23 protein-coding genes are annotated in these 21,717 nt (G+C 40.8%); all 23 read left to right on the forward strand.

The window, feature by feature from the left end:
• Positions 1–30: 30 nt before the first annotated feature.
• The 23 genes from murB to CKW02_RS07550 all read left to right on the forward strand — a co-directional run bounded on the left by murB (position 31) and on the right by CKW02_RS07550 (position 21,703).
• Complete coding sequence (murB, locus tag CKW02_RS07440) at positions 31–942, forward strand: UDP-N-acetylmuramate dehydrogenase (RefSeq protein WP_003212095.1); 912 nt, start codon at positions 31–33, stop codon at positions 940–942.
• 127 nt (positions 943–1,069) lie between these two features.
• On the forward strand, positions 1,070–1,849 hold the full coding sequence (locus CKW02_RS07445; protein ID WP_003211861.1) for a cell division protein FtsQ/DivIB: 780 nt from the start codon (positions 1,070–1,072) through the stop codon (positions 1,847–1,849).
• Entirely contained in the window at positions 1,846–2,535 is a 690-nt protein-coding gene (locus CKW02_RS07450; RefSeq protein WP_003211621.1) for a DUF881 domain-containing protein, read from the forward strand. The genes CKW02_RS07445 and CKW02_RS07450 overlap by 4 nt, the downstream gene beginning before the upstream one ends.
• Before the next feature lie 20 nt (positions 2,536–2,555).
• On the forward strand, positions 2,556–3,281 hold the full coding sequence (locus CKW02_RS07455) for a DUF881 domain-containing protein (protein ID WP_003211224.1): 726 nt from the start codon (positions 2,556–2,558) through the stop codon (positions 3,279–3,281).
• Positions 3,281–3,649, forward strand: coding sequence for a small basic family protein (locus CKW02_RS07460; RefSeq protein ID WP_003210988.1), 369 nt, complete (start codon positions 3,281–3,283; stop codon positions 3,647–3,649). Before CKW02_RS07455 ends, CKW02_RS07460 begins: the two co-directional genes overlap by 1 nt.
• 159 nt (positions 3,650–3,808) lie before the next feature.
• A complete protein-coding gene (ftsA, locus tag CKW02_RS07465; RefSeq protein ID WP_003210781.1) occupies positions 3,809–5,140 on the forward strand; it encodes a cell division protein FtsA in 1,332 nt (443 codons plus the stop codon).
• A gap of 33 nt (positions 5,141–5,173) precedes the next feature.
• Complete coding sequence (ftsZ, locus tag CKW02_RS07470) at positions 5,174–6,319, forward strand: cell division protein FtsZ (RefSeq protein WP_003211613.1); 1,146 nt, start codon at positions 5,174–5,176, stop codon at positions 6,317–6,319.
• Positions 6,320–6,610: 291 nt separating this feature from the next.
• Positions 6,611–10,114, forward strand: coding sequence for a S8 family peptidase (locus CKW02_RS07475; RefSeq protein ID WP_095117793.1), 3,504 nt, complete (start codon positions 6,611–6,613; stop codon positions 10,112–10,114).
• Positions 10,115–10,351: 237 nt separating this feature from the next.
• On the forward strand, positions 10,352–11,281 hold the full coding sequence (gene spoIIGA, locus CKW02_RS07480; protein WP_003211533.1) for a sigma-E processing peptidase SpoIIGA: 930 nt from the start codon (positions 10,352–10,354) through the stop codon (positions 11,279–11,281).
• A 58-nt stretch (positions 11,282–11,339) separates the two neighbouring features.
• A complete protein-coding gene (sigE, locus tag CKW02_RS07485) occupies positions 11,340–12,059 on the forward strand; it encodes an RNA polymerase sporulation sigma factor SigE (protein ID WP_003211142.1) in 720 nt (239 codons plus the stop codon).
• A 143-nt stretch (positions 12,060–12,202) separates the two neighbouring features.
• Positions 12,203–12,982, forward strand: a complete 780-nt coding sequence (sigG, locus tag CKW02_RS07490) for an RNA polymerase sporulation sigma factor SigG (RefSeq protein ID WP_003211879.1) — start codon at positions 12,203–12,205, stop codon at positions 12,980–12,982.
• Positions 12,983–13,133: 151 nt separating this feature from the next.
• Positions 13,134–14,072, forward strand: coding sequence for a sugar-binding transcriptional regulator (locus tag CKW02_RS07495; protein WP_003211684.1), 939 nt, complete (start codon positions 13,134–13,136; stop codon positions 14,070–14,072).
• Positions 14,073–14,315: 243 nt separating this feature from the next.
• On the forward strand, positions 14,316–15,560 hold the full coding sequence (locus CKW02_RS07500; protein WP_003212501.1) for an NAD(P)H-dependent oxidoreductase: 1,245 nt from the start codon (positions 14,316–14,318) through the stop codon (positions 15,558–15,560).
• 12 nt (positions 15,561–15,572) lie between these two features.
• Entirely contained in the window at positions 15,573–16,004 is a 432-nt protein-coding gene (locus CKW02_RS07505; protein ID WP_003212289.1) for a transcriptional regulator GutM, read from the forward strand.
• 18 nt (positions 16,005–16,022) lie between these two features.
• Complete coding sequence (gene srlA / locus CKW02_RS07510) at positions 16,023–16,553, forward strand: PTS glucitol/sorbitol transporter subunit IIC (protein ID WP_003210918.1); 531 nt, start codon at positions 16,023–16,025, stop codon at positions 16,551–16,553.
• A 13-nt stretch (positions 16,554–16,566) separates the two neighbouring features.
• On the forward strand, positions 16,567–17,577 hold the full coding sequence (srlE, locus tag CKW02_RS07515; RefSeq protein WP_003211391.1) for a PTS glucitol/sorbitol transporter subunit IIB: 1,011 nt from the start codon (positions 16,567–16,569) through the stop codon (positions 17,575–17,577).
• Positions 17,578–17,603: 26 nt separating this feature from the next.
• Complete coding sequence (locus tag CKW02_RS07520) at positions 17,604–17,960, forward strand: PTS glucitol/sorbitol transporter subunit IIA (RefSeq protein WP_007499733.1); 357 nt, start codon at positions 17,604–17,606, stop codon at positions 17,958–17,960.
• 129 nt (positions 17,961–18,089) lie between these two features.
• Entirely contained in the window at positions 18,090–18,866 is a 777-nt protein-coding gene (locus CKW02_RS07525) for an ABC transporter ATP-binding protein (RefSeq protein WP_034620040.1), read from the forward strand.
• Between the two features lie 79 nt (positions 18,867–18,945).
• On the forward strand, positions 18,946–19,182 hold the full coding sequence (locus CKW02_RS07530) for a YlmC/YmxH family sporulation protein (RefSeq protein WP_003212475.1): 237 nt from the start codon (positions 18,946–18,948) through the stop codon (positions 19,180–19,182).
• A 285-nt stretch (positions 19,183–19,467) separates the two neighbouring features.
• The gene (gene pgeF / locus CKW02_RS07535; protein WP_050782664.1) at positions 19,468–20,259 is read left to right on the forward strand and encodes a peptidoglycan editing factor PgeF; all 792 of its coding nucleotides are present in this window, start codon (positions 19,468–19,470) and stop codon (positions 20,257–20,259) included.
• 6 nt (positions 20,260–20,265) lie between these two features.
• A complete protein-coding gene (locus CKW02_RS07540) occupies positions 20,266–20,955 on the forward strand; it encodes a YggS family pyridoxal phosphate-dependent enzyme (protein WP_003212023.1) in 690 nt (229 codons plus the stop codon).
• 1 nt (position 20,956) lies between these two features.
• Positions 20,957–21,415 carry a cell division protein SepF gene (gene sepF / locus CKW02_RS07545; RefSeq protein ID WP_003212271.1) on the forward strand — a complete coding sequence of 153 codons (459 nt, stop codon included), beginning with the start codon at positions 20,957–20,959 and terminating at the stop codon, positions 21,413–21,415.
• Between the two features lie 6 nt (positions 21,416–21,421).
• Positions 21,422–21,703, forward strand: coding sequence for a YggT family protein (locus tag CKW02_RS07550; RefSeq protein WP_003211035.1), 282 nt, complete (start codon positions 21,422–21,424; stop codon positions 21,701–21,703).
• The last annotated feature ends 14 nt before the right edge of the window (positions 21,704–21,717 follow it).

The raw sequence follows: 21,717 nt of genomic DNA on the forward strand, positions 1-21,717 counted from the left end.
GGAATGATATTAGGTAAGGCGGAGGGTAATATGGAGAACTTGAAGAATGAATTATTAGAAGCGCAAGTTGGTAAAGTACTTGAAAATGAGCCGCTTGCAAATCATACAACAATGAAAATAGGCGGACCAGCAGATCTTTTGATCATCCCAAAAGATATCGATGCAGTGAAAACGATCATGGATCATGTGAAAAAACACCATACGAATTGGACGGTCATTGGAAGAGGATCTAATTTACTTGTCCTTGATAAGGGAATTCGAGGAGTTGTCCTAAAGTTAGGTGCTGGACTGGATCACCTAACTGTAAATGATGAAGAAATTACAGTCGGCGGCGGCTACTCTGTCGTAAGGCTCGCGACATCACTTAGTAAACAGGGGCTTTCAGGACTGGAATTCGCAGCTGGTATTCCGGGATCTATTGGAGGCGCTGTTTATATGAACGCAGGTGCACATGGATCTGATATCAGTAAGATTCTTGTGAAAGCCAGAATCTTATTTGAAGATGGAAGCATCGAGTGGCTCACAAATGAACAAATGAATTTTAGCTATCGAACGTCAGTCCTACAAAAGGAACGACCTGGCATTGTTTTAGAAGCTGTGTTTAAGCTCAAGCAGGATGACCGCGAAAAAATCACAAAGAAGATGCAGCAAAATAAAGATTATCGTAAAGAAACTCAGCCTTATAACCGGCCATGTGCTGGCAGTATTTTTCGAAATCCGCTGCCTGAATATGCAGGACAGCTTGTAGAAAAAGCGAATTTAAAAGGATACCAAATCGGCGGAGCTAGAATTTCTGATATGCACGGCAACTTTATTGTCAACGCTGGTGGAGCGACTGCTCAAGACGTGCTGGACTTAATTCAGTTCATCCAAAAGAAAATTAAAGAAGACTACAACGTAGAGATGCATACAGAAGTAGAAATTATCGGTGAAGAAAATTAACAGCTAGTTTTTATGAATGATGGCATCTGAGGAAAACAAACGGCATGAAAGAATGCCGTTTGTTTTCTCATCAAAATGATGACCCAAAGGTGTGGACAAGCAGCTTTGAATGAGGTGAAGAGTATATATGCGGCCTGATCATGAAAATGAAAAGATCGTCAATATAGAAGAGCGAATTCCTAAAATTAAAGAACAAAGGAAGCAAAAAGCGAATCGGAGACTGATCTCTTTTATACTACTGTTTTTTATCATGGTTTTAATTATTATTTATTTGCAGACACCTATCAGCAAAATTTCTTCTTTAACCATCACAGGTAACGAGCATGTCTCAACAAAACAGCTTGTTAAACTTTCACAAATTAAAGAAGGCGAAACAGAGTTTTGGAATTTAAATAAAGATTTAACAGCAGATCATATGAAACAAAATAAATTGATTAAAAGTGTCAGTATCAAAAAGCATTTCCCAAATAAAGTGAGTATTGCTGTCAAAGAATATGCAAATATTGCGTATCTTCAAAAAGGAAATCTATATTATGAGCTTCTTGAAAATGGGACCGCTTTACCAGAAGAAGTGACACCGAGTCATGCAGGACCTATTTTTGTCGATTGGGACAATAAGGAGAAGCTGAAGCAAACTGTTAAATCTTTAAATCAACTACCAGCCTCTATTCAGGAGCTCATCTCAGAAATATATTATGTGCCGACCAATTCAAACAAGTGGCTAGTTAAATTTTATATGAATGACGGAAACACTGTGATTGCATCAATTAAAACATTCGGTGATAAAATGAAAACCTATCCAGCCATTGTAAAAGAACTTTCATCATCTGAAAAAGGCACAATCCATATGGAAGTCGCTACGTATTTCGAAGCGTTTAAATCTAAGAAAAAGGAAGATGAGCGTTGAGAGGCAAAACAGTTATATTCTCGATTGTCATGCTTGTTCTTGGTTTTCTGATTTCTTTTTCATACCAATATACAAAGCAGCATCAGGCAGATGTCATTCGAACAGAGCAATGGAAAAAAGAATACTCTCTGAAAAGTCAGCTCACAACGCAAGAAAAGGCGAATCAGAAACTCGAAAAAGAATTATATAGTCTTCAATCAAAGGTACAAGCAACGGAGTCCAATTTGAAAAATGAAAAAGAGCAATATTTTAATGTGCTGGAAGATGTTGAGAAATATAGAATGTTTACAGGAGAGATCGGTGTAAAAGGAAAAGGGGTAAAAGTGTCTCTTGAAGATGCATCTTATATCCCGAGTGGACAAAATGTTAATAATTACATTGTGCATGAGAGCCACATTTTTCATGTGATAAACGAACTATTTATATCAGGGGCTTCTGCTGTATCTATTAATGGGCAAAGAATCACACACCAATCATACATACATTGTAACGGTCCAGTTGTCACAGTAGATGGTGTTCAGCATCCAGCACCATTTGTCATATCTGCTATTGGTGATCCAGCTGTGTTAATACCTGCTTTAAATATTGCAGGGGGAGTGGTCGATCAGCTGACAAGTGATCACATTTCAATGACGATCGAGAAAACGGATATTCGTATGAACCCTCTTTTAAGAAACAAAGATTAAAAGTGAAAAGGTGAGTGGTGTTGAGGAAAAAGAAGCCTTTACTTAGTTTAACAGCTTTAATGATCATATTTGGCATCATGGTCTCCATCCAATTTAATTCCTTACAAAAGCCCAAAGTTCGTGATACTCGTGATGTGTGGGAACTGAGAGAGGATTTATCTGCATCTAAAAGTAAGGAATTGGATTTGCTCAAAGAAATTGATAAATACGACGAGATGCTAAAAAAATATGGTCATCAAGGAGACCGATCAAAAGAAGCACAATTAACAAAAACATTAAAGGATTTAAAAGAAAAGGCTGGTTTTACAGAAGTGGAAGGGGAGGGGATTGAAATTGAAATATCTCAGCTTTTTTCCAAGGACCTTACCGGAGAAGAAGTGAAAAATATCCCACCTGATCTTCTGAAAAAGTTAATGAATGAAGCCAATATGTTTGGGGCAAAACATATTTCCATCAATGATCGCCGTGTCATTAATACAAGTGTCATTCGAGATATTAATGGCACGACAAAAATGGATGGCTACAGCCTAGATAGTGATGAAGTCACCATTAAAATAATTAGTGAGCAGGCTGACAAATTATACAGCCGTTTAAATGTATCAGATATTGGTGATTTGTTTGCTCAGGAAAACTTCAGCTTGAGTATGAGCCAGCCGAAGAAAAAAATCCACTTAAAAGCATATGACGGTGCAATTCAAGTAAACGAATTGAAGCCTCTTGACGATGTAAAGGAGGGAAAATCTTAATGTGGCTTCCTGTACTTGGCTTAATCATAGGAGTTGCGATCGGTTTCTTAACTAATTTTACGATACCGAATGAGTATTCTAATTATCTTTCCCTCGCTGTACTTGCTGCGCTTGATACATTGATTGGTGGAATCCGGGCACATCTGCAAGGGGCATACGATGAACTAGTGTTTGTATCAGGCTTCTTCTTTAATATTATACTGGCAATAAGTTTAGCTTTTCTGGGCGTCCATCTTGGTGTAGACTTGTACTTAGTCGGAATGTTTGCATTCGGCGTTAGATTGTTTCAAAATATAGCAGTTATTAGAAGAATTCTCCTAACAAAATGGACAATTTCTAGAGAAAAAAAGAAAAAAAGTGAGTCATAAAAAAGGATATACATATGATGTAACGAATATTTTCAGTAATCCTAATAAAAAATGTTGATTTTTTAAGTTTTGTTACACACTTGTAAAAACACATTCATTGTATTGTTGTTCAGCAAATAATAGAATAGAAAGTATTGATATGTGAGGAGGTGCCATAGAATGAACAACAATGAAATTTACGTCAGCCTTGACATCGGTACATCCAATATAAAAGTCATCGTCGGAGAAATGGCGGATGATTCGCTTAACATTATAGGTGTTGGAAATGTCCCTTCAGAGGGGTTAAAAAAAGGGTCGATTGTTGATATAGATGAGACAGTTCATTCTATTAGACAAGCATTTGAACAGGCTGAGAGAATGGTAGGTTTTCCTTTACAAAAGGCGATTGTCGGAATTAACGGAAACCACATTCATATTCAGAATACGAGCGGCGTAGTCGCAGTATCTAGTGAAAACAAAGAAATACATGCTGAAGATGTGAGACGTGTCTTAGATGCTGCACAAGTAGTATCTATTCCTCAAGAACATCTCGTCGTAGACGTGATTCCGAGACAATTTATCGTCGACGGAAGAGATGAGATCACAGATCCGAAAAAAATGCTTGGTGTTCGGCTAGAGGTGGAAGGATCGTTAATTACAGGTTCTAAAACGATTCTACATAACTGGCTCCGATGTGTAGAAAGAGCTGGAATTGAAATACTGGATATATGCTTGCAGCCACTCGCATCGGGCTCGGCAGCATTATCGAAAGATGAAAAAAATCTTGGGGTAGCTCTTGTCGATATTGGCGGCGGATCTACAACGATTTCCGTATTTGAAAACGGGCATCTCTATTCTACTCACAGTATCCCTTTGGGCGGAGAGAACATAACAAAAGATTTGTCTATAGGACTTAGAACTTCCACTGAAGAAGCTGAACGAATCAAAAAACAATTTGGGCATGCGTTTTATGATGAGGCATCGACTGAGGAGACATTTGAAGTTTCTGTGATCGGTACCGATCAAAAACAAACGTATACACAAATTGATGCGGCTAACATTATTGAAGCGCGGCTGGAAGAAATCCTGCTCTTTGTGGCAGAGGAATTAAGAAATATGGGTGTCCATGATTTGCCTGGTGGATTCGTTCTAACAGGTGGACAGGCAGCCATTCCAGGTATCCTTTCTCTTGCACAAACAGTCTTGCAAAACAATGTCAGGATTGCAAGTCCGAATTATATCGGGGTGAGAGAGCCTCAATATATGACAGGAGTGGGTCTGATCCATTTTGCTTATCGCAATGCAAAGATTCAGGGCAGACAAGTTGGATTCCAAATGCCAGATGAGGCGTTTCATGAAGTAGGCGCATCCATGGAGCCGGTTTCTTCTGCACCACAAGTGAAAGAAGCGCAGCCAAGACCGAAAGTAAAACAAAAAGCACAACAAGCACAACAAGAGACAAATAAAAAACCGGGCAAAATGAAAAAACTATTTAATATGTTCTGGGAATAGAATTAGATTTTCGACGGATTAGGAGGATTCAGCATGTTGGAGTTTGAAACAAATATAGACGGCCTAGCATCAATTAAAGTAATCGGAGTAGGTGGCGGCGGGAATAACGCTGTCAACCGAATGATTGAAAATGACGTACAAGGTGTCGATTTTATTGCAGTCAATACTGATGCACAGGCGTTAAATCTATCAAAAGCAGAAACTAAAATGCAAATCGGTGCTAAGCTGACAAGAGGGCTTGGAGCAGGTGCGAATCCTGAAGTCGGTAAAAAAGCTGCTGAGGAAAGCAAAGAGCAGATTGAAGAAGTATTAAAAGGCGCAGACATGGTCTTCGTTACAGCTGGTATGGGCGGTGGAACTGGTACGGGTGCTGCACCTGTCATTGCAAAAATCGCAAAAGATTCTGGTGCATTGACAGTTGGAGTTGTGACTCGTCCTTTCACATTTGAAGGAAGAAAGCGTCAGCTTCAAGCAGTTGAAGGAATTGCTTCTATGAAAGAAGCCGTTGACACATTAATCGTGATTCCAAACGATCGCTTGCTTGAAATTGTTGATAAAAACACGCCAATGCTGGAAGCATTCCGCGCGGCAGATAACGTGCTTAGACAAGGTGTTCAAGGGATTTCAGATTTAATTGCAACACCAGGTCTGATTAACCTTGACTTTGCTGACGTGAAAACCATCATGTCCAATAAAGGTTCAGCTCTTATGGGTATTGGTGTCGCAACAGGTGAAAACCGTGCTGCGGAAGCCGCGAAGAAAGCCATTTCCTCACCACTTCTAGAAACAGCAATCGATGGTGCTCAAGGTGTCATCATGAACATTACGGGTGGAACGAACCTAAGTCTTTATGAAGTGCAAGAAGCGGCGGATATTGTGGCTTCTGCATCTGACGAAGATGTAAACATGATTTTCGGGTCTGTCATCAATGATAACTTGAAGGATGAAATTGTGGTGACTGTGATCGCTACTGGATTTATTGAGCAAGAACCAGAAGTGACAAAATCACAAAGAAACCCATTAGGACAAGGATTAAAGCAAAATCAATCCATTCCTCAAAAACGTGAAGTAAAACGTGAGGAACATCAACAGCCATCATCTCAGCCAAGACAAAATACACAATCAAGTGATGATACGCTAGACATTCCAACGTTCTTACGCAACCGCAATAAACGCTAATCGAGTATAGCTTAACCCCTTCCATTGGAAGGGGTTTTTTTATGTCTCAACTTATAAGGGTTTCTAATCAAAAAGTCATAAATACGTGAAAGCTACTTCAATTTCCATATGTAATTTGACTTATGGTGTTTAAGAAAAAAGAATCATTTTTACTCCCTCTTACAAAAAACGACAAAATGATGAACTTTATTTGACTACATTAAATAGAACACCATGAATCTTGTCATGAACAACAGAAGGAAAGGAGTGGGACCTATACTCTGTTTGGACATTTGAGGAGGAGGGATTTGATTGAAATTGAAGTTTCGCAAGACCGCAGGCTATCGTTTGATGAGTCTTTTGGTGATTGGTACTTTAACGATGACAAGCTTTGGGACGGTTCAAGCAACATCGACTTCTACCTCATATCAGGAGGAAGCTGTCTCCTCTAAGACTACAAAAGCAAAGATCTCATCTAGATTAATGAAGCAGTTTCAGCAGGATGATCAGGTGACTTTTTTAATCAAAATGAAAGAGCAAACAAATACGCAAAATGTGGCGAAGGAAGCGGTGATCAAAGCCAAAAAACAGAAATTAACAGCGGCTAAAACGCAATACACAAAAAGATCAGCTGTCGTATCCGAATTAAGAGCAACGTCTGAAAAGACGCAGGAAGCGCTCCTTACGTATTTACAAAAGGAACAAAAGAAAAAGCAAGTGAAGGAGATTCATTCGTACTATATTGTGAATGGTTTAGCGGTGACGGGAACGAAAGAAGTCATGGAAAAGGTGGCTGCCTTCCCAGAAGTAGATCAAGTGTTGCCAAATGAAACCCGTCAAATTCACCGGCCGGTTGATTTGAAGACGAAGCAGAAAAAACAAATGAAAGCAGTAGGTGGAGTCGAGTGGAACATTTCTCAAGTTCATGCTCCAGAAGCGTGGGCTTTAGGTTATGACGGTACTGGTACAGTTGTGGCAAGTATTGATACAGGAGTGGAATGGGATCATCCTGCTTTAAAGGAAAAATACCGCGGATTTGATCCAGCACATCCGAATGAACCAACTCATGAATTCAATTGGTACGATGCTACGACAGGATCTGAAGCGCCATATGATGATTTAGAGCATGGTACACATGTAACGGGAACGATGGTTGGCTCTGAGCCAGATGGAAAGAATCAAATCGGAGTCGCACCGGGCGCAAAATGGATTGCGGTGAAAGCTTTCTCAGAAGATGGTGGGACAGATGCTGATCTGCTTGACGCAGGTGAGTGGATTTTAGCACCAAAAGATGAGGCCGGCAACCCGCATCCAGAAAAGGCACCAGATGTTGTCAATAATTCTTGGGGAGGTGGACCTGGCCTAGATGATTGGTATAAAGATGTCGTCAATACTTGGAGAGCGGCGGACATCTTCCCAGAGTTTTCAGCTGGCAATACCGATTTATTCAACCCTGGTGGTGAAGGATCTATTGCGAATCCTGCGAACTATCAAGAGGTCTTTGCAACGGGTGCTACGGATCAAGATAACAAATTGGGGTCTTTCTCGCTGCAAGGTCCGTCTCCATATGGTGGCATGAAACCAGACATTGCCGCCCCAGGGGTAAACATTCGTTCATCCATTCCTGGGAAAGGGTATGAGGATGGCTGGAATGGGACGTCGATGGCTGGTCCGCATGTTTCAGCTGTTGTGGCTCTTCTTCGCCAAGCACAGTCAGATCTTTCTGTTGAAGAGATTGAACAAATTCTGATTGATACAGCGAAGCCGTTAACTGATCAGCAATTCCCGGAATCCCCAAACAATGGCTATGGGGCAGGTTTAGTTGATGCAAGAGAGGCGATTACGGCATTAACAGATGGAATTGGCATGATTGAAGGACAGGTGACAAACGAAGATGTTCATTTAGATGATATGAAAATAACAGATCAAGCCTTGACTCAAAAAGATAAGGCGGTACACCCACATAAGAAGCCTGCGAACATAAAAGAATTGAAAAAGGAAAAAAATCTAGCTGGTCCGTCCATCAAAGCTCTTCCAATGAAAGCGGAAATTAGTGTTCTTGAAAGCGGCAAGTCAACGTACACAGATGAAGCGACAGGGAGATATCAGCTTCCTCACAGTGCAGGAAAATTCACAGTGAAAGCGGAAGCTTACGGATTTGAATCACGCACACAAACCGTCCATATTTCTTCAAATAAAACGGCAGAGGCGAATTTCGCCTTACAGCCACTAAAGAAACGAACGATATCTGGCACAATTGCCAACGAAACAACGGGTGAAAAGATAAAGGATGCCACGGTTTATCTTGTAGAGGATGCGAAAATTAAGCCGGTGAAAACAAATGAATCTGGCGAATTTTCTCTTGAGGCATTGAGCGGTGTCTATACCGTCAAAGTATTTGCCAAAGGATTTAAAGGATATTCTTTTACAGCAGATGTGACAGAAAAGCCAGTTGGAAAAAACATTCAGCTAGAGCCATTCATCGGCTTTGCTGGGGAAATTGGCTACGATGATGGAACAGCTGAAAATGCTAGAGCCTTCTATGATCCTGGCAATGGCTGGGCTGTGAAGTTTTCATTAGAAAAGGGGAAGAAACAAGCGCAACTCACAGGAGGGCTTTTCCGTTTCTGGTCATCAGAGTGGCCAGCTCCTGGAGGGAATGAATTTGCAGTTGAAGTGTATGACGCTTCTGGGAAGAACGGAGCTCCAGGGGAGAAAATGGCAGGACCTCTAAAAGCAAAAGCGCTGCGTAATGGGGAATGGACAAAAGTAGATTTAGAAGATCAAGCCATTACGGTGGATGGAGATTTCTATCTTGTCTATATTCAAACGAAAAAGAATACGGAATCTCCAGGGCTTGCAACTGATGAAGATGGACCAAATGCTGAAAGAAGCTGGCAGCTGACAAGCGGTGCATTTTCTCCTTCTCCAAAAGAAGAGGGAAATTATATGATTCGTGCGCTTGTTGACTATGAAGCAGATGTGCCAGAGATTATATCTCCAAAGGCAGGCGTCATTACGAACAAAGATGAACTGGAGATTGAAGGCAAAGCCTCTCCTGGGCTTGATGTAGCGATCTATCAAAACGACGAAGAGATTGCCAAAGTGAAAGCAGATCAGTCAGGCGCCTTCAAAGAAAAGGTCACAGTTTCAAGTGGAGAGCATGTATTCACGGCTGCAACTGTTACGGATAAAGGTGCAACAAAACGATCTACACCAGTAAAGGTAATCATTGATCAAACAGCGCCAGCGCTCACTATCGATACACCGAAAAAAGGGGAAAAGACGAATAAAGAATCGCTCACTGTAGAAGGAAAGGTCACAGATGATCATCTTGATCAAGTCACCGTAAATGGAAAAAAGGCAACCATAAAAGAAGGGAAGTATTCCGTAAGAATACTGCTTGAGAACGGGAAAAATATGATCAAAGTCACAGCGAAAGATGCAGCAGGAAACAAAACAACTAAAAAAATCAATATCGATGTCCAATACGAGGCACCTGAGATTTCTAAGCTGACTCCAGCAGAGAATGTCCATCTGGCATCAGGGGAGTCTGTTAAAATTTCATTTCACAGCAGAGAAAAGCTAGACGCAACGTTTGTCATTCACATGCCGCTGACAAATGCGAGATCAAAGCTTCAAAATACTACAGAGCTGCCGCTTCGCGAAGTATCGAGCGGAACGTATGAAGGTTACTGGACTGCTACTTCTACCGCCAAAGCAAAAGGTGCGGTCATTGAGGTGATTGTGCGAGATGATTATGGAAATGTCACAAGACAAAAAGCTTCAGGCACATTAAACATCAATGAAAAGTAACTTAAACTAAAGACACGACTTCTTGGAGCGTGTCTTTTTTCTTTCAACAATTGTTTGAAGGCTTGTCCAGAAGAATACTCTCTCTCATTCCTCGACAAAAACAATAACAATCCACCAAAAGTTCTCTATCATCCCCAACAAGAATTGACAGACTTCCATCTCATGACTGTTTTATACTGGTACAAACAAGTGCAAGTACTGCTTTTGATTCTTTGTTTCAGATGAAAGGAGCAGAAGGTGGTCATTTATTTAGATGTGATTTGGCTGTTAAACTTTTGTTTTGATCTATTGCTTCTCTTACTCACTGCATTTATTCTCAAACGACAAGTAAAAAAAAGGCGATATATGTTAGGAGCTCTCATTGGATCGAGCATTGTTCTCTTGCTCTTTACACCATTTGCAATGGTTGTGTCACACCCTTTAGGCAAACTACTTTTTTCTGTTTTCATCGTTCTTGCAACCTTTGGTTTTCAAAGATTTCGTTCCTTTTTTCAAAATCTGTTTGCTTTTTACTTTGTAACATTTTTGATGGGAGGAGGCATGATTGGGGTTCATTCATTTTTGCAAACCAATACAGTGATTCAAGATGGCCTGCTGATTTCACAAAATGATGGCTTTGGTGATCCGATTAGTTGGCTTTTTGTTTTAACTGGGTTTCCTGCGATTTGGCTGTTTTCAAAGAAAAGATTAGGCGAGGTGGGTACGAAAAAAAGACAGGTTGATGAACAAGTGCTTGTGGAAATACACATTCATGGAGAGACCATCCGTTTAAAGGGACTCGTCGATTCTGGCAACCAGCTGTATGATCCTATGACAAAAACACCTGTCATGATCGTCCAGGCCGACCAGCTAACGGCCATTTGCGGAGAGCCATTTATAGAGCTCATGAAACAGTCTCATCCTGTTGAAGTCATGCAAAAGATCGATGATCAATTTCCTCTTCTTGATCGATTAAGACTTGTTCCATATCGAGCGGTCGGTCATGATCACGGCTTTCTACTATGCCTAAAACCAGATACAGTCTTCATTTATTCAAAGACGCATATGATTCAGCCAGCTAAGTGTTTTGTTGGGTTGAGTCTCAGCGGTTTATCGGCAGATCAGGAATTTCAATCCATCATTCATCCAGATATGTTAGACGGGAAAATCATCCAGGGGGTGTCGTAGTTTTTGGTGATGTCTTTTATCTTACGAGGTCAACTTGACATTTAGAAGGGAGAAGAAGATGAAAAAATTAAAATTTAAACTCACTTACTACTGGTATAAACTCCTCATGAAGCTAGGTCTAAAGAGTGATGAAATTTATTATATTGGTGGAAGTGAAGCGCTCCCGCCTCCATTATCAAAGGATGAAGAGCAGGAGCTGCTTGTCAAATTACCAAAGGGTGATCAAACCGCAAGAGCGATTCTGATTGAAAGAAATTTGCGTTTAGTCGTTTACATCGCAAGAAAATTTGAAAACACAGGTATTAATATTGAGGATTTAATCAGTATCGGAACCATTGGTCTGATCAAAGCAGTCAATACATTTAACCCAGAAAAAAAGATCAAGCTTGCAACATATGCTTCGAGATGTATTGAAAATGAGATTTTGATGTACTTACGTCGAAATAATAAAATCCGGTCAGAAGTTTCGTTTGATGAGCCGCTCAACATTGATTGGGACGGAAATGAACTGCTTTTATCAGACGTACTTGGAACAGATGATGATATTATCACACGCGATATTGAAGCAAATGTAGATAAAAAATTGCTGAAAAAAGCGCTCGAGCAATTAAATGACCGCGAAAAGCAGATCATGGAACTAAGATTTGGCTTAATTGGTGGTGAGGAAAAAACCCAAAAAGATGTCGCTGACATGCTTGGGATTTCACAGTCTTATATTTCGAGGCTTGAAAAAAGAATTATTAAACGATTACAAAAAGAATTTAATAAAATGGTCTAAAAATTTTTTTAAAAAAGCTCTGTCCCTGCACTGTCAAAGGAAACAACCTTTTTTTTCATGATTCTCGTCATCGCTCGTGCATATTTTTCCATCCCAAGGAGATACTGAACTTTGTACAACAGCTCCTGTAGGGAGGGAAAAAAGTGTCCAGAAATAAAGTGGAAATCTGCGGAGTCGACACCTCCAAGTTGCCTGTTCTGAAAAACGACGAGATGAGAAAATTGTTCAGACAGCTGCAAGATGAGGGTGATGATACAGCAAGAGAAAAGCTAGTCAATGGCAATTTACGGTTGGTTTTAAGTGTGATTCAGCGTTTTAACAACAGAGGCGAATATGTCGACGATCTCTTCCAAGTAGGCTGTATCGGATTAATGAAATCAATTGATAATTTTGATTTAAGTCACAATGTCAGATTTTCAACTTATGCGGTTCCTATGATCATAGGAGAAATCCGTCGATACTTGCGTGATAACAACCCGATTCGGGTGTCTCGCTCGCTAAGAGATATTGCCTATAAGGCACTTCAGGTCCGTGAGAGGCTGATTAGTGAGACAAGCAAGGAGCCAACAGCAGAAGACATTGCCAAAGTGCTGGAAGTGCCTCATGAGGAAATTGTCTTTGCCCTAGATGCGATTCAAGATCCTGTATCTTTGTTTGAACCGATCTATAATGACGGAGGAGATCCGATTTATGTGATGGATCAAATTAGTGATGAACGGAACAAAGACACACAATGGGTGGAAGAATTGGCCTTAAAAGAGGGCATGCGTAGGTTGAACGACAGGGAAAAAATGATTCTTCGCAAACGCTTCTTCCAGGGCAAAACGCAAATGGAAGTTGCCGAAGAGATCGGGATTTCTCAAGCACAAGTCTCTAGGCTTGAAAAAGCAGCCATTAAACAAATGAATAAAAACATCTTTTAAAGCCGCCGCTTCATGTGCGGCTTTTTTCATTCTTGTGAGAGAACACGCCTCTAGTATTGACTCTGTTATTTTTTTCATTTAATCTGTTTTTAACAAATGTTATTTTAGATAGCATTTGTTAGGGAACACTTAAGCGGAAAGAAGGGTTATTATGACATTCCATGATGAAAGAAGGCTGCTCATTAAGGTTGCGCATATGTATTATGAAGAAGGCGCCACTCAATCTAACATCGCAGAAGCGGTTGGGGTTAGCCGTTCGCTCATATCGAAATATTTGGCAAAAGCACGTGAAGCAGGAATCGTGGAAATCATTATTCATGATGAAGTCAACCAACAGTATGGATCGTTAGAAAGAAAAATAGAACGCAAATATGGGCTGCGAGAAGTCGTCTGTGTGGAAACACTCAGCAAAGACACAACCAAAAGCCGAATCGGTGCCGCGGCGGCAAGCTTTTTATTAAAAGTGATGAAGGATGGACAAGTTATTGGGTTTTCCTCAGGGACAACGCTGCATGAAATGGCAAAAGCGCTTACCTCTGTTCAGCACTATCCATCCGCGACATTTGTTCCGCTTGTCGGAGGTGTGGGAAATGAAGATGTCGATATCCACGCCAACTATATTATTGCGAGATGCACAGAGGCACTCAAATCTAAATGTGAGTTTTTACATGTACCTGTCATGCTTGATACGAAAGAAGCGAAAGATGTCCTGATCCGGCAGCCGTCAATCAAAAAAGTGATTGAACTAGGAGAATCATCAAATATCGCGGTTGTCGGAATTGGTGGTGTTCCGCAGCATTCAACGATGGTGAAATCTTATATGACAAGCGGTGAAGAGGACATCCTTCAAGCAAAGGATGTAGCAGGTGACATTTGCTATAACTTTATTGATCATCAAGGGGAAGTATATCCCCACCCATGGAACGACCGGGTGATGGGCATAAGCCCCCAAAAGCTAAAAGAAATTCCACTTGTCATAGGTGTCGCTGGTGGCGAAGAAAAAATTGAAGCAATTCGGGCGGCATTAGCAGGTGGATTAATTCATGTATTAATTACCGATGAACGAACTGGAGATGCCTTATTAAAGTAACTACCTAATATCATTAGGTAGTTTTTTTGAGTCTTTAGACTCAAAAAGATTGAAAATTTTATCGATTTTAGCTTGACACAAAGTTGACACATCATATAAACTAAGTTCATAACAAATGATAAACAAAATAACAAATGTTACAATAAACAGATTTTTGTTAATTTTTATAACATTTGTTAAAAGTTTCAGATTATATTTCTAGCAATCTATTGAGAATCAAGAAAACCTGAAAGGATGATTTAGATGTCAATCTATCAACAATTGTTAGCTCGAGAACGCAGTGGAGATCCAATCAAAGTAGGGATTATTGGAGCAGGCCAAATGGGCTTTGGACTCATTTCACAAATTTCTAAAATTCCAGGCATGATTGTTGCTGGTGTTTGTGATATTCACCTTAGTGCAGCAGAGAAGGCAGCGAATTTTTACAAGCAGCATGCAAAGCCGCATCAAATGGTTGTCACAAATGATTACAGAGAAGTGATTCAATCAGATTCCGTAGAAGTTGTCGTAGATGCAACAGGTGTCCCAGAGGTCGGAGCAAACATTTCTTTGGAAGCGCTTAATTCAAAAAAACATCTCGTTCTTTTAAATGTAGAAGTTGATATTACCATCGGGTTGGTCATGCATAAGTTATTCACAAATGCAGGACTTGTTTACTCAGGATCAGCTGGAGACGAACCAGCAGCAACACTAGAATTATATGAATTTGCGAAAACAATGGGTCTTGAGGTACTCGTTGCTGGGAAAGGAAAGAACAACCCATTCTTCCCAGAAGCAAATCCAGATACGTGTCAAGCAGAAGCAGATAGTAAACATATGAGTTCACATATGCTGGCTGCATTCCAGGACGGAACAAAAACAATGGCGGAAATGAACTTATTAAGTAACGCGACAGGGCTTCTGCCAGATAAAGTCGGTATGCACGGAGTCGAAGCAAATTTAGAAAATGTAGCAGATAAATTGAATCAAAAACAGCAAGGCGGCGTGCTCGATAACTTCGGAGTCGTTGAATATGTAAATGGACTTGCACCAGGTGTATTTGTCATCGTGAAGAGTGACCTTGAGCCAGTAGATGAAGAGCTGCGCTACTTAAAAGTTGGAAAAGGCCCACACTACACACTTTACCGTCCTTTCCACTTAGCGAGTCTTGAAACACCTGTTACCATCGCAAAAGCGGTCTTACAGCATGATTCATCCATTCACCCAATTGGTGTACCAGTATCAGAAACAGTCGCTGTGGCAAAAAGAGATATTAAAGCTGGAGAATCACTTGACGGGATTGGCGGATACTCTGTAAGAGGTGTTCTTGAAACACATCAAGACATGAAAACGAACGGCCACATTCCAATTGGTTTAATTAGCGGAAAAGTCGTAGCGAAAAAAGACATCAAATTAGGACAATTCCTGACTCATGATGATGTAGAGCTTGATTCAAACACAACGGTCTGGAAGCTGCGATCATTACAAGATCATTTATTTCAATCATAAGGACGTGAAGCTGTGGAAAAATTAGCGATCGTACTTTGTATCATTCTCATTGTGCAGTACGGGTTATCTTTTATTCAAATCAAGTACTACCGCAAGAGCATGGATTCACTTATTGATGATTACAGAGGGAAGCAGGGCTATCACTTATTTTCAGGAATGGAGCGGCGCAAAGTTGGCCCTGGAGCCATTGCGCTCATCATTGTAGATGAATCGTATATCATTCAAAAATGCCATGTGCTTGGCGGTGTGTCGATCTTATCTAAATTTAAAGAAGTCCCTTCATATGAAGGAAAGCATGTAGGGGCTGTGTTAGACGAGCACCATATGATGAAGCAGACGTTGAAAAAACGTAAAAAGGGGCCAGCTGTCATGCACGCACTTTCCATGGCGGCTGAACAGGCACTTGTCTCGATTTCGAAAAAAAATATAACAAATGTGAACTAAAGAAAGGGGAGATGAAACATGGAATGGATTCAATGGTTTGGAGAGCACTTTATCGGAATGTTTGAAGCCGGCGGAAAGCAATTCATGGGTCTTGTTACAGGTATCGTTCCAACGCTTGTTGTGTTACTTACTTTCACTTATGCTGTCATGAAGTTTATTGGAGAAGAGCGAGTGAATAGAGCGATTCAGTTTGCTGCGAAATATACCATTTTGCGCTACACGTTAATGCCGATCTTATCCGTTCTTATTTTGACAAACCCGATGGCTTATACGTTTGGCCGCTTCTTACCCGAAAAACAAAAACCAGCATTCTATGATTCAGCTGTTTCATTTGTTCATCCGGTGACATCACTGTTTCCGTATGCCAACGCAGGAGAACTGTTTGTCTACTTAGGGATTGCGAACGGTATTAAAGAAGCAGGATACTCAATGTCAGAGCTTGCTGTACGGTACTTCTTAGTCGGGATCGTCGTCATTTTACTTCGCGGTATTATTACTGAATGGATTACAAAGTACTTAGCAGGAAAAATGAAAGCGAATTCACAATAGGGGAGGGTTAGACATGACAAACCACAAAGTATTTGTTGCAAAAGGTGCTGGAGGATGGGGACAAGGCTTGGAGCTTGAACCAACCGGTAAAAAAAGAAAGGTTGTTTCCATTACAGGGGGAGGCATTCACCCAGTTGCACGTAAAATTGCAGAAATGACAGGGACAGAAGCATGTGATGGCTTTAAAAACTCGATACCAGAAGATGAAATGATGTGTGTTGTCATTGATTGCGGAGGAACCGCACGAATCGGACTTTATCCAATGAAGCGCATTCCAACTGTAGACGTTTTGGCATCCTCTCCTTCTGGACCGCTTGCAAAACATATTACAGAGGATATCTTCGTATCAGGCGTTACAGAAAAAGATATTTCCTTTGCGGAAGCATCAAGTGGTGAGGCAAAAGTAGAAGGTCAGGAAAACAGTGAGCCGATTGACAAGGAGAATTTCAAAGAAACCTATTCAAAACTGAAAGAGGAAAATCTCGAGCGTCAGGAAAAAGGTAATTTCCTGATGAGGTTCTCAAGAGGAATTGGGAAAGTCACCGGTACGTTCTATCAGGCTGGTCGTGATTCCGTTGATATGCTTTTGAAAAACATTATTCCATTCATGGCATTTGTCAGTATGTTAATTGGAATTATCAATTATACAAAAATTGGTGACTTGATTGCCCATTTTCTATCACCACTGGCAGGATCTATTTGGGGACTCTTACTGCTCGTTGTGGTCTGTACATTGCCATTCCTATCACCTGTCTTAGGACCTGGTGCAGTCATTGCACAAGTGATCGGTGTTCTGATTGGTAGTCAAATTGCACTAGGAAATATTCCGCCTCAATTTGCACTTCCTGCACTATTTGCCATCAACGGTCAAGTAGGGTGTGATTTCATTCCAGTGGGTCTGTCACTTGGTGAAGCGAAGCCGGAAACGGTACAATATGGAGTACCAGCTGTTTTGTATAGCCGTCTCATTACAGGGGTTCTATCTGTTGTGATCGCATACGCTGCCAGCTTCGGTATGTATTAAACGTATTAAAGGAGGAATCGATATACATGGTCACACAATCTGTCGTAAAAGAAATCGGGATCTTAGTCCCGCAATTTAAAGAAGATAAGCTGATTGTTTTATTTGGACCCGCAGCGCCGCAGGAATTAAGAGATATGTCCGTCATTCATGAGTTCGAACATTTAGAAGAAGAGCCGTTGAAACTGGGCGGTACCATTCAAGTGGGCGATCAAACGTACACGATCACAGCACTCGGCAATAAAGCAAATGACAACTTTAAAGAACTCGGTCATATTTCGATCTACTTCCAAGAACCGTTTGATGATGTATTACCGGGAGCTGTCTTTGCATCCCCGCACACGTTTCCTGATATAAAAGAAGGCGTACGAATTGAAATTTCGTAGCTATGAAGAAAAGCTGTTCCGTAAAAGGAGCAGCTTTTTTATGTGAGGTTTACCAGAAAGAGCAATTGCGATATGCTGTAAACATTCATTATTTGTTTATTCGGAATTTTTAATCAGGGGGAAATGATGGTGTCACTTGAATTGAAGAATGTTTCTTTAAAACGAAATGGAAAATGGCTGCTTCAGTCTGTTGACTGGCATGTGAACAAAGAGGAGCACTGGGTGCTTTACGGTTTAAATGGTGCGGGGAAAACCGCTTTATTAAATATGCTCTGCTCATATTATTTCCCTACATCAGGTGAGATGACCGTGCTGGGACATATCTTTGGCAAGGAGGCTCTCGGCGAAAAGCTCAGGAAGAAAATTGGCCTCATTTCTGCGGGACTTGAAAAGAAACTGCACAGAGACGACAATGCATTTGAAATTGTTCTCAGCGGGGCATTTGCCTCTATCGGGCTTTATGAAACCCCGACAGATGAGATAAGGGAGAAAGCCATTGATCTATTAAAAGCATTTGGTTCGTTCAAATATGCAAACCGGACATATGAAACACTCTCACAAGGAGAAAAGCAGAAAGTCCTGATTGCGAGGGCTTTAATGAATGATCCCAAGCTCCTGATTTTAGATGAGCCTGTGACAGGTCTTGATTTTTTAGCAAGAGAACAGGTGCTAGAGACCATCTCATTCATTGCTTCAAAGCCTGATGCGCCTACTTTGCTTTACACGACCCATCATGCAGAAGAGATTTTGCCTGTTTTTCAGCACACCTTATTATTAAAAGATGGGACTGTTTTTGATCAAGGGAAAACAAAAGAAATGATGACAAGCGACTTACTTTCTTCCTTCTTTGAATGTCCGGTAGATGTGATGTGGAGAAATGGCCGTCCTCACTTAAGTAAATTGTAGATAAAAGAAACTATTGGTCTGCGTCCCTGCTTTTCCATCATACATATTATAGTAGAAAACGAAAGGCGGGGAAGGACAGATGATCAGTATTTCTGAATTCCAAATCAAGGATGTTGTCGATGTGTCCAGCGGAAAAAAACTAGGCACCATTGGGGACATTGATATTAATGTTACGAGTGGTAAAATACAAGCAATCATTATCGGCGGTACAGGTAAAATGATGGGATTTTTCGGAAAAGAAGAGGAAATGATTGTCCCGTGGCGAAATATAGTAAAAATTGGCGAAGATGTGATACTTGTCCGATTGCCTTCTTAAAATTCGTATAACTCCTCAATGAATCATTTAATGATCCTTAACATAAGCTCTCCATTCTCAGCAAACAATGTCTTTTTCGGGTAAAAAGATTACGTTTTCATATCAATTTGCAAAAAAACCTGTAGAAAGGGCACATTTGAGTGTAATATTTAATGAATCCCACTAACTGTCTACGCATGTCTTGTGGTAAAATAGGAGCGATATAAAGAGAGATGAATGAAAGGTGGGAGGGCAGCTTTGACACACAATTATGACCCCTTTCAGCAGAAATCACCTTATGCAATGATGATTCATGATTGGACGAACATGACATGTTCTGGTAAAGAGGTATTGGCCGGATTTACGACAAAAAATGGCGGCTTCAGCCTTTCTCCATATCAATCATTGAACACTGGACTCCATGTAGGAGATGATGCTTCTAGTGTCCAACTGAATCGTCAAGTCATAGCAGATGCTACTGCTGTGCCGCTCTCTGATTGGGTGTTTGCAGACCAAACACACGAGGACCGTATCAAGAAAGTCACCAAGGAGCAAAGAGGAAGAGGAAGTCTTCATTATCATGAGGCACTGCCTGGAACAGACGGCTTATATACGTCTGAACCGAACATCATGCTCGCTCTTTGTTTCGCCGATTGTGTTCCGCTTTATTTTCTAGCTCCGCAACATGGACTCATCGGAACAGCCCATGCCGGGTGGAAAGGAACCGTCAAGCAAATTGGTGCAAAAATGATAGATCTATGGGTCAATCAAGAAGGTGCTAAGACCGATCAAATACAAGTCGTCATTGGACCATCCATTGACAGCTGCTGCTACATAGTTGATGATGTGGTCTTGAATCAAGTGAAACAGCTTCCCTTTTTGACAGAGGATGTGTATTCCGAGATATCACAAGGACAATATAAATTAGACTTAAAAACATTAAACAAAAACGTATTGCTTCATGCAGGGATGAAAGAAGAAAACATACATGTCAGTTCGATGTGCACAAGCTGCAATGATCAGCTATTCTTCTCACACCGGCGTGATCAAGGAAAAACAGGACGTATGATGTCTTTTGTCGGGTTTAAGGAGGCATAAGAGCAATTGAATGTACGAGAGAATCTCAGACAAATAAATGAACAAATAAACGAAGCATGTAAAAGAGCCGGCCGGAACCCAGACGATATATCAGTCGTCGCTGTCACAAAATATGTCTCAATTGAACGAGCACAAGAAGCCAAAGAAGCAGGAATTTTGCATTTTGGTGAAAATCGTGACCAAGGGTTACTTGAAAAGCAAGCGGCTATAACCGATGAAAGCATTAGCTGGCACTTCATCGGCAGTTTACAAACACGAAAAGTAAAATCTGTCATTCAGAGCATTGACTACTTACATTCGCTCGACAGGATCTCTCTTGCGAATGAAATTGAAAAAAGAGCGGATCACACGGTTCGCTGTTTTGTACAGGTGAACACATCGCTGGAGGAGTCAAAACATGGCTTACAAAATGAAGATGTGATCCCATTTGTCAAGCAGCTCGCTGATTTCAAACACATTGAAATTGCTGGACTGATGACGATGGCTCCATTTACAGACGATCACACTGTGATACGAAACTGCTTTAAAACATTAAAAAACCTTCAAGAAGAAGTAAAACATCTTAACCAAGTAAATGCACCTTGTCAGCATTTATCGATGGGCATGTCAAATGATTTTGAAATCGCAATTGAAGAAGGTGCGACATTCGTTCGGATTGGCTCTTCACTTGTTGGAAATGAAACAGGAGGTGCGTGACATGAGCATAAAAAATAAGTTTAAAAGCTTTTTCACTCTCGACGATGAAGAGTATGAGTACGAATATATTGATGAAGAAAGAGAACCAGTCCAAGAAGAAAAAGGAACAAAGGACAAAGCGGCATTTCAAGAGCGTCCGCAGACAGGAAAACAAAATGTCGTCAGCTTGCAAAGCGTGCAGAAATCCTCTAAAGTGGTGTTAAGTGAGCCGCGTGTTTATGCAGAAGCGCAGGAGATTGCAGACCATATTAAAAACAGACGTGCAGTCGTCGTCAATTTGCAGCGCATTCAGCACGATCAAGCAAAGCGAATCATCGACTTCTTAAGCGGCACTGTATATGCAATCGGTGGAGATATCCAGCGTATTGGCTCGAATATATTCCTCTGTACACCTGATAATGTAGATGTATCTGGCACAATATCAGAACTTTTGACAGAGGAAGAACCTCAGAGGTGGTAAATCATAGTGATTCTAAATTTCATTTTTAGTATTTTAGGAACGGTATTAACGATTTACTCATTCGCGATTATTATTTACATCTTTATGTCATGGGTGCCATCTGCAAGAGAAACAGCAATTGGCCGTTTTTTGACAAATATTTGCGAACCGTATTTAGAACCATTTCGTAAAATTATTCCGCCAATCGGCATGATCGACATCTCGCCGATTGTGGCATTGCTTGTGATTCGCTTTGCTTCAGAATATGGATTGAGAGGTCTTTATCAAATGATTGCAGGAATCATGTAAACAGGCTGCCGGGC

Source organism: Bacillus pumilus, assembly GCF_900186955.1.
Classification (GTDB): Bacteria; Bacillota; Bacilli; order Bacillales; family Bacillaceae; genus Bacillus; species Bacillus pumilus.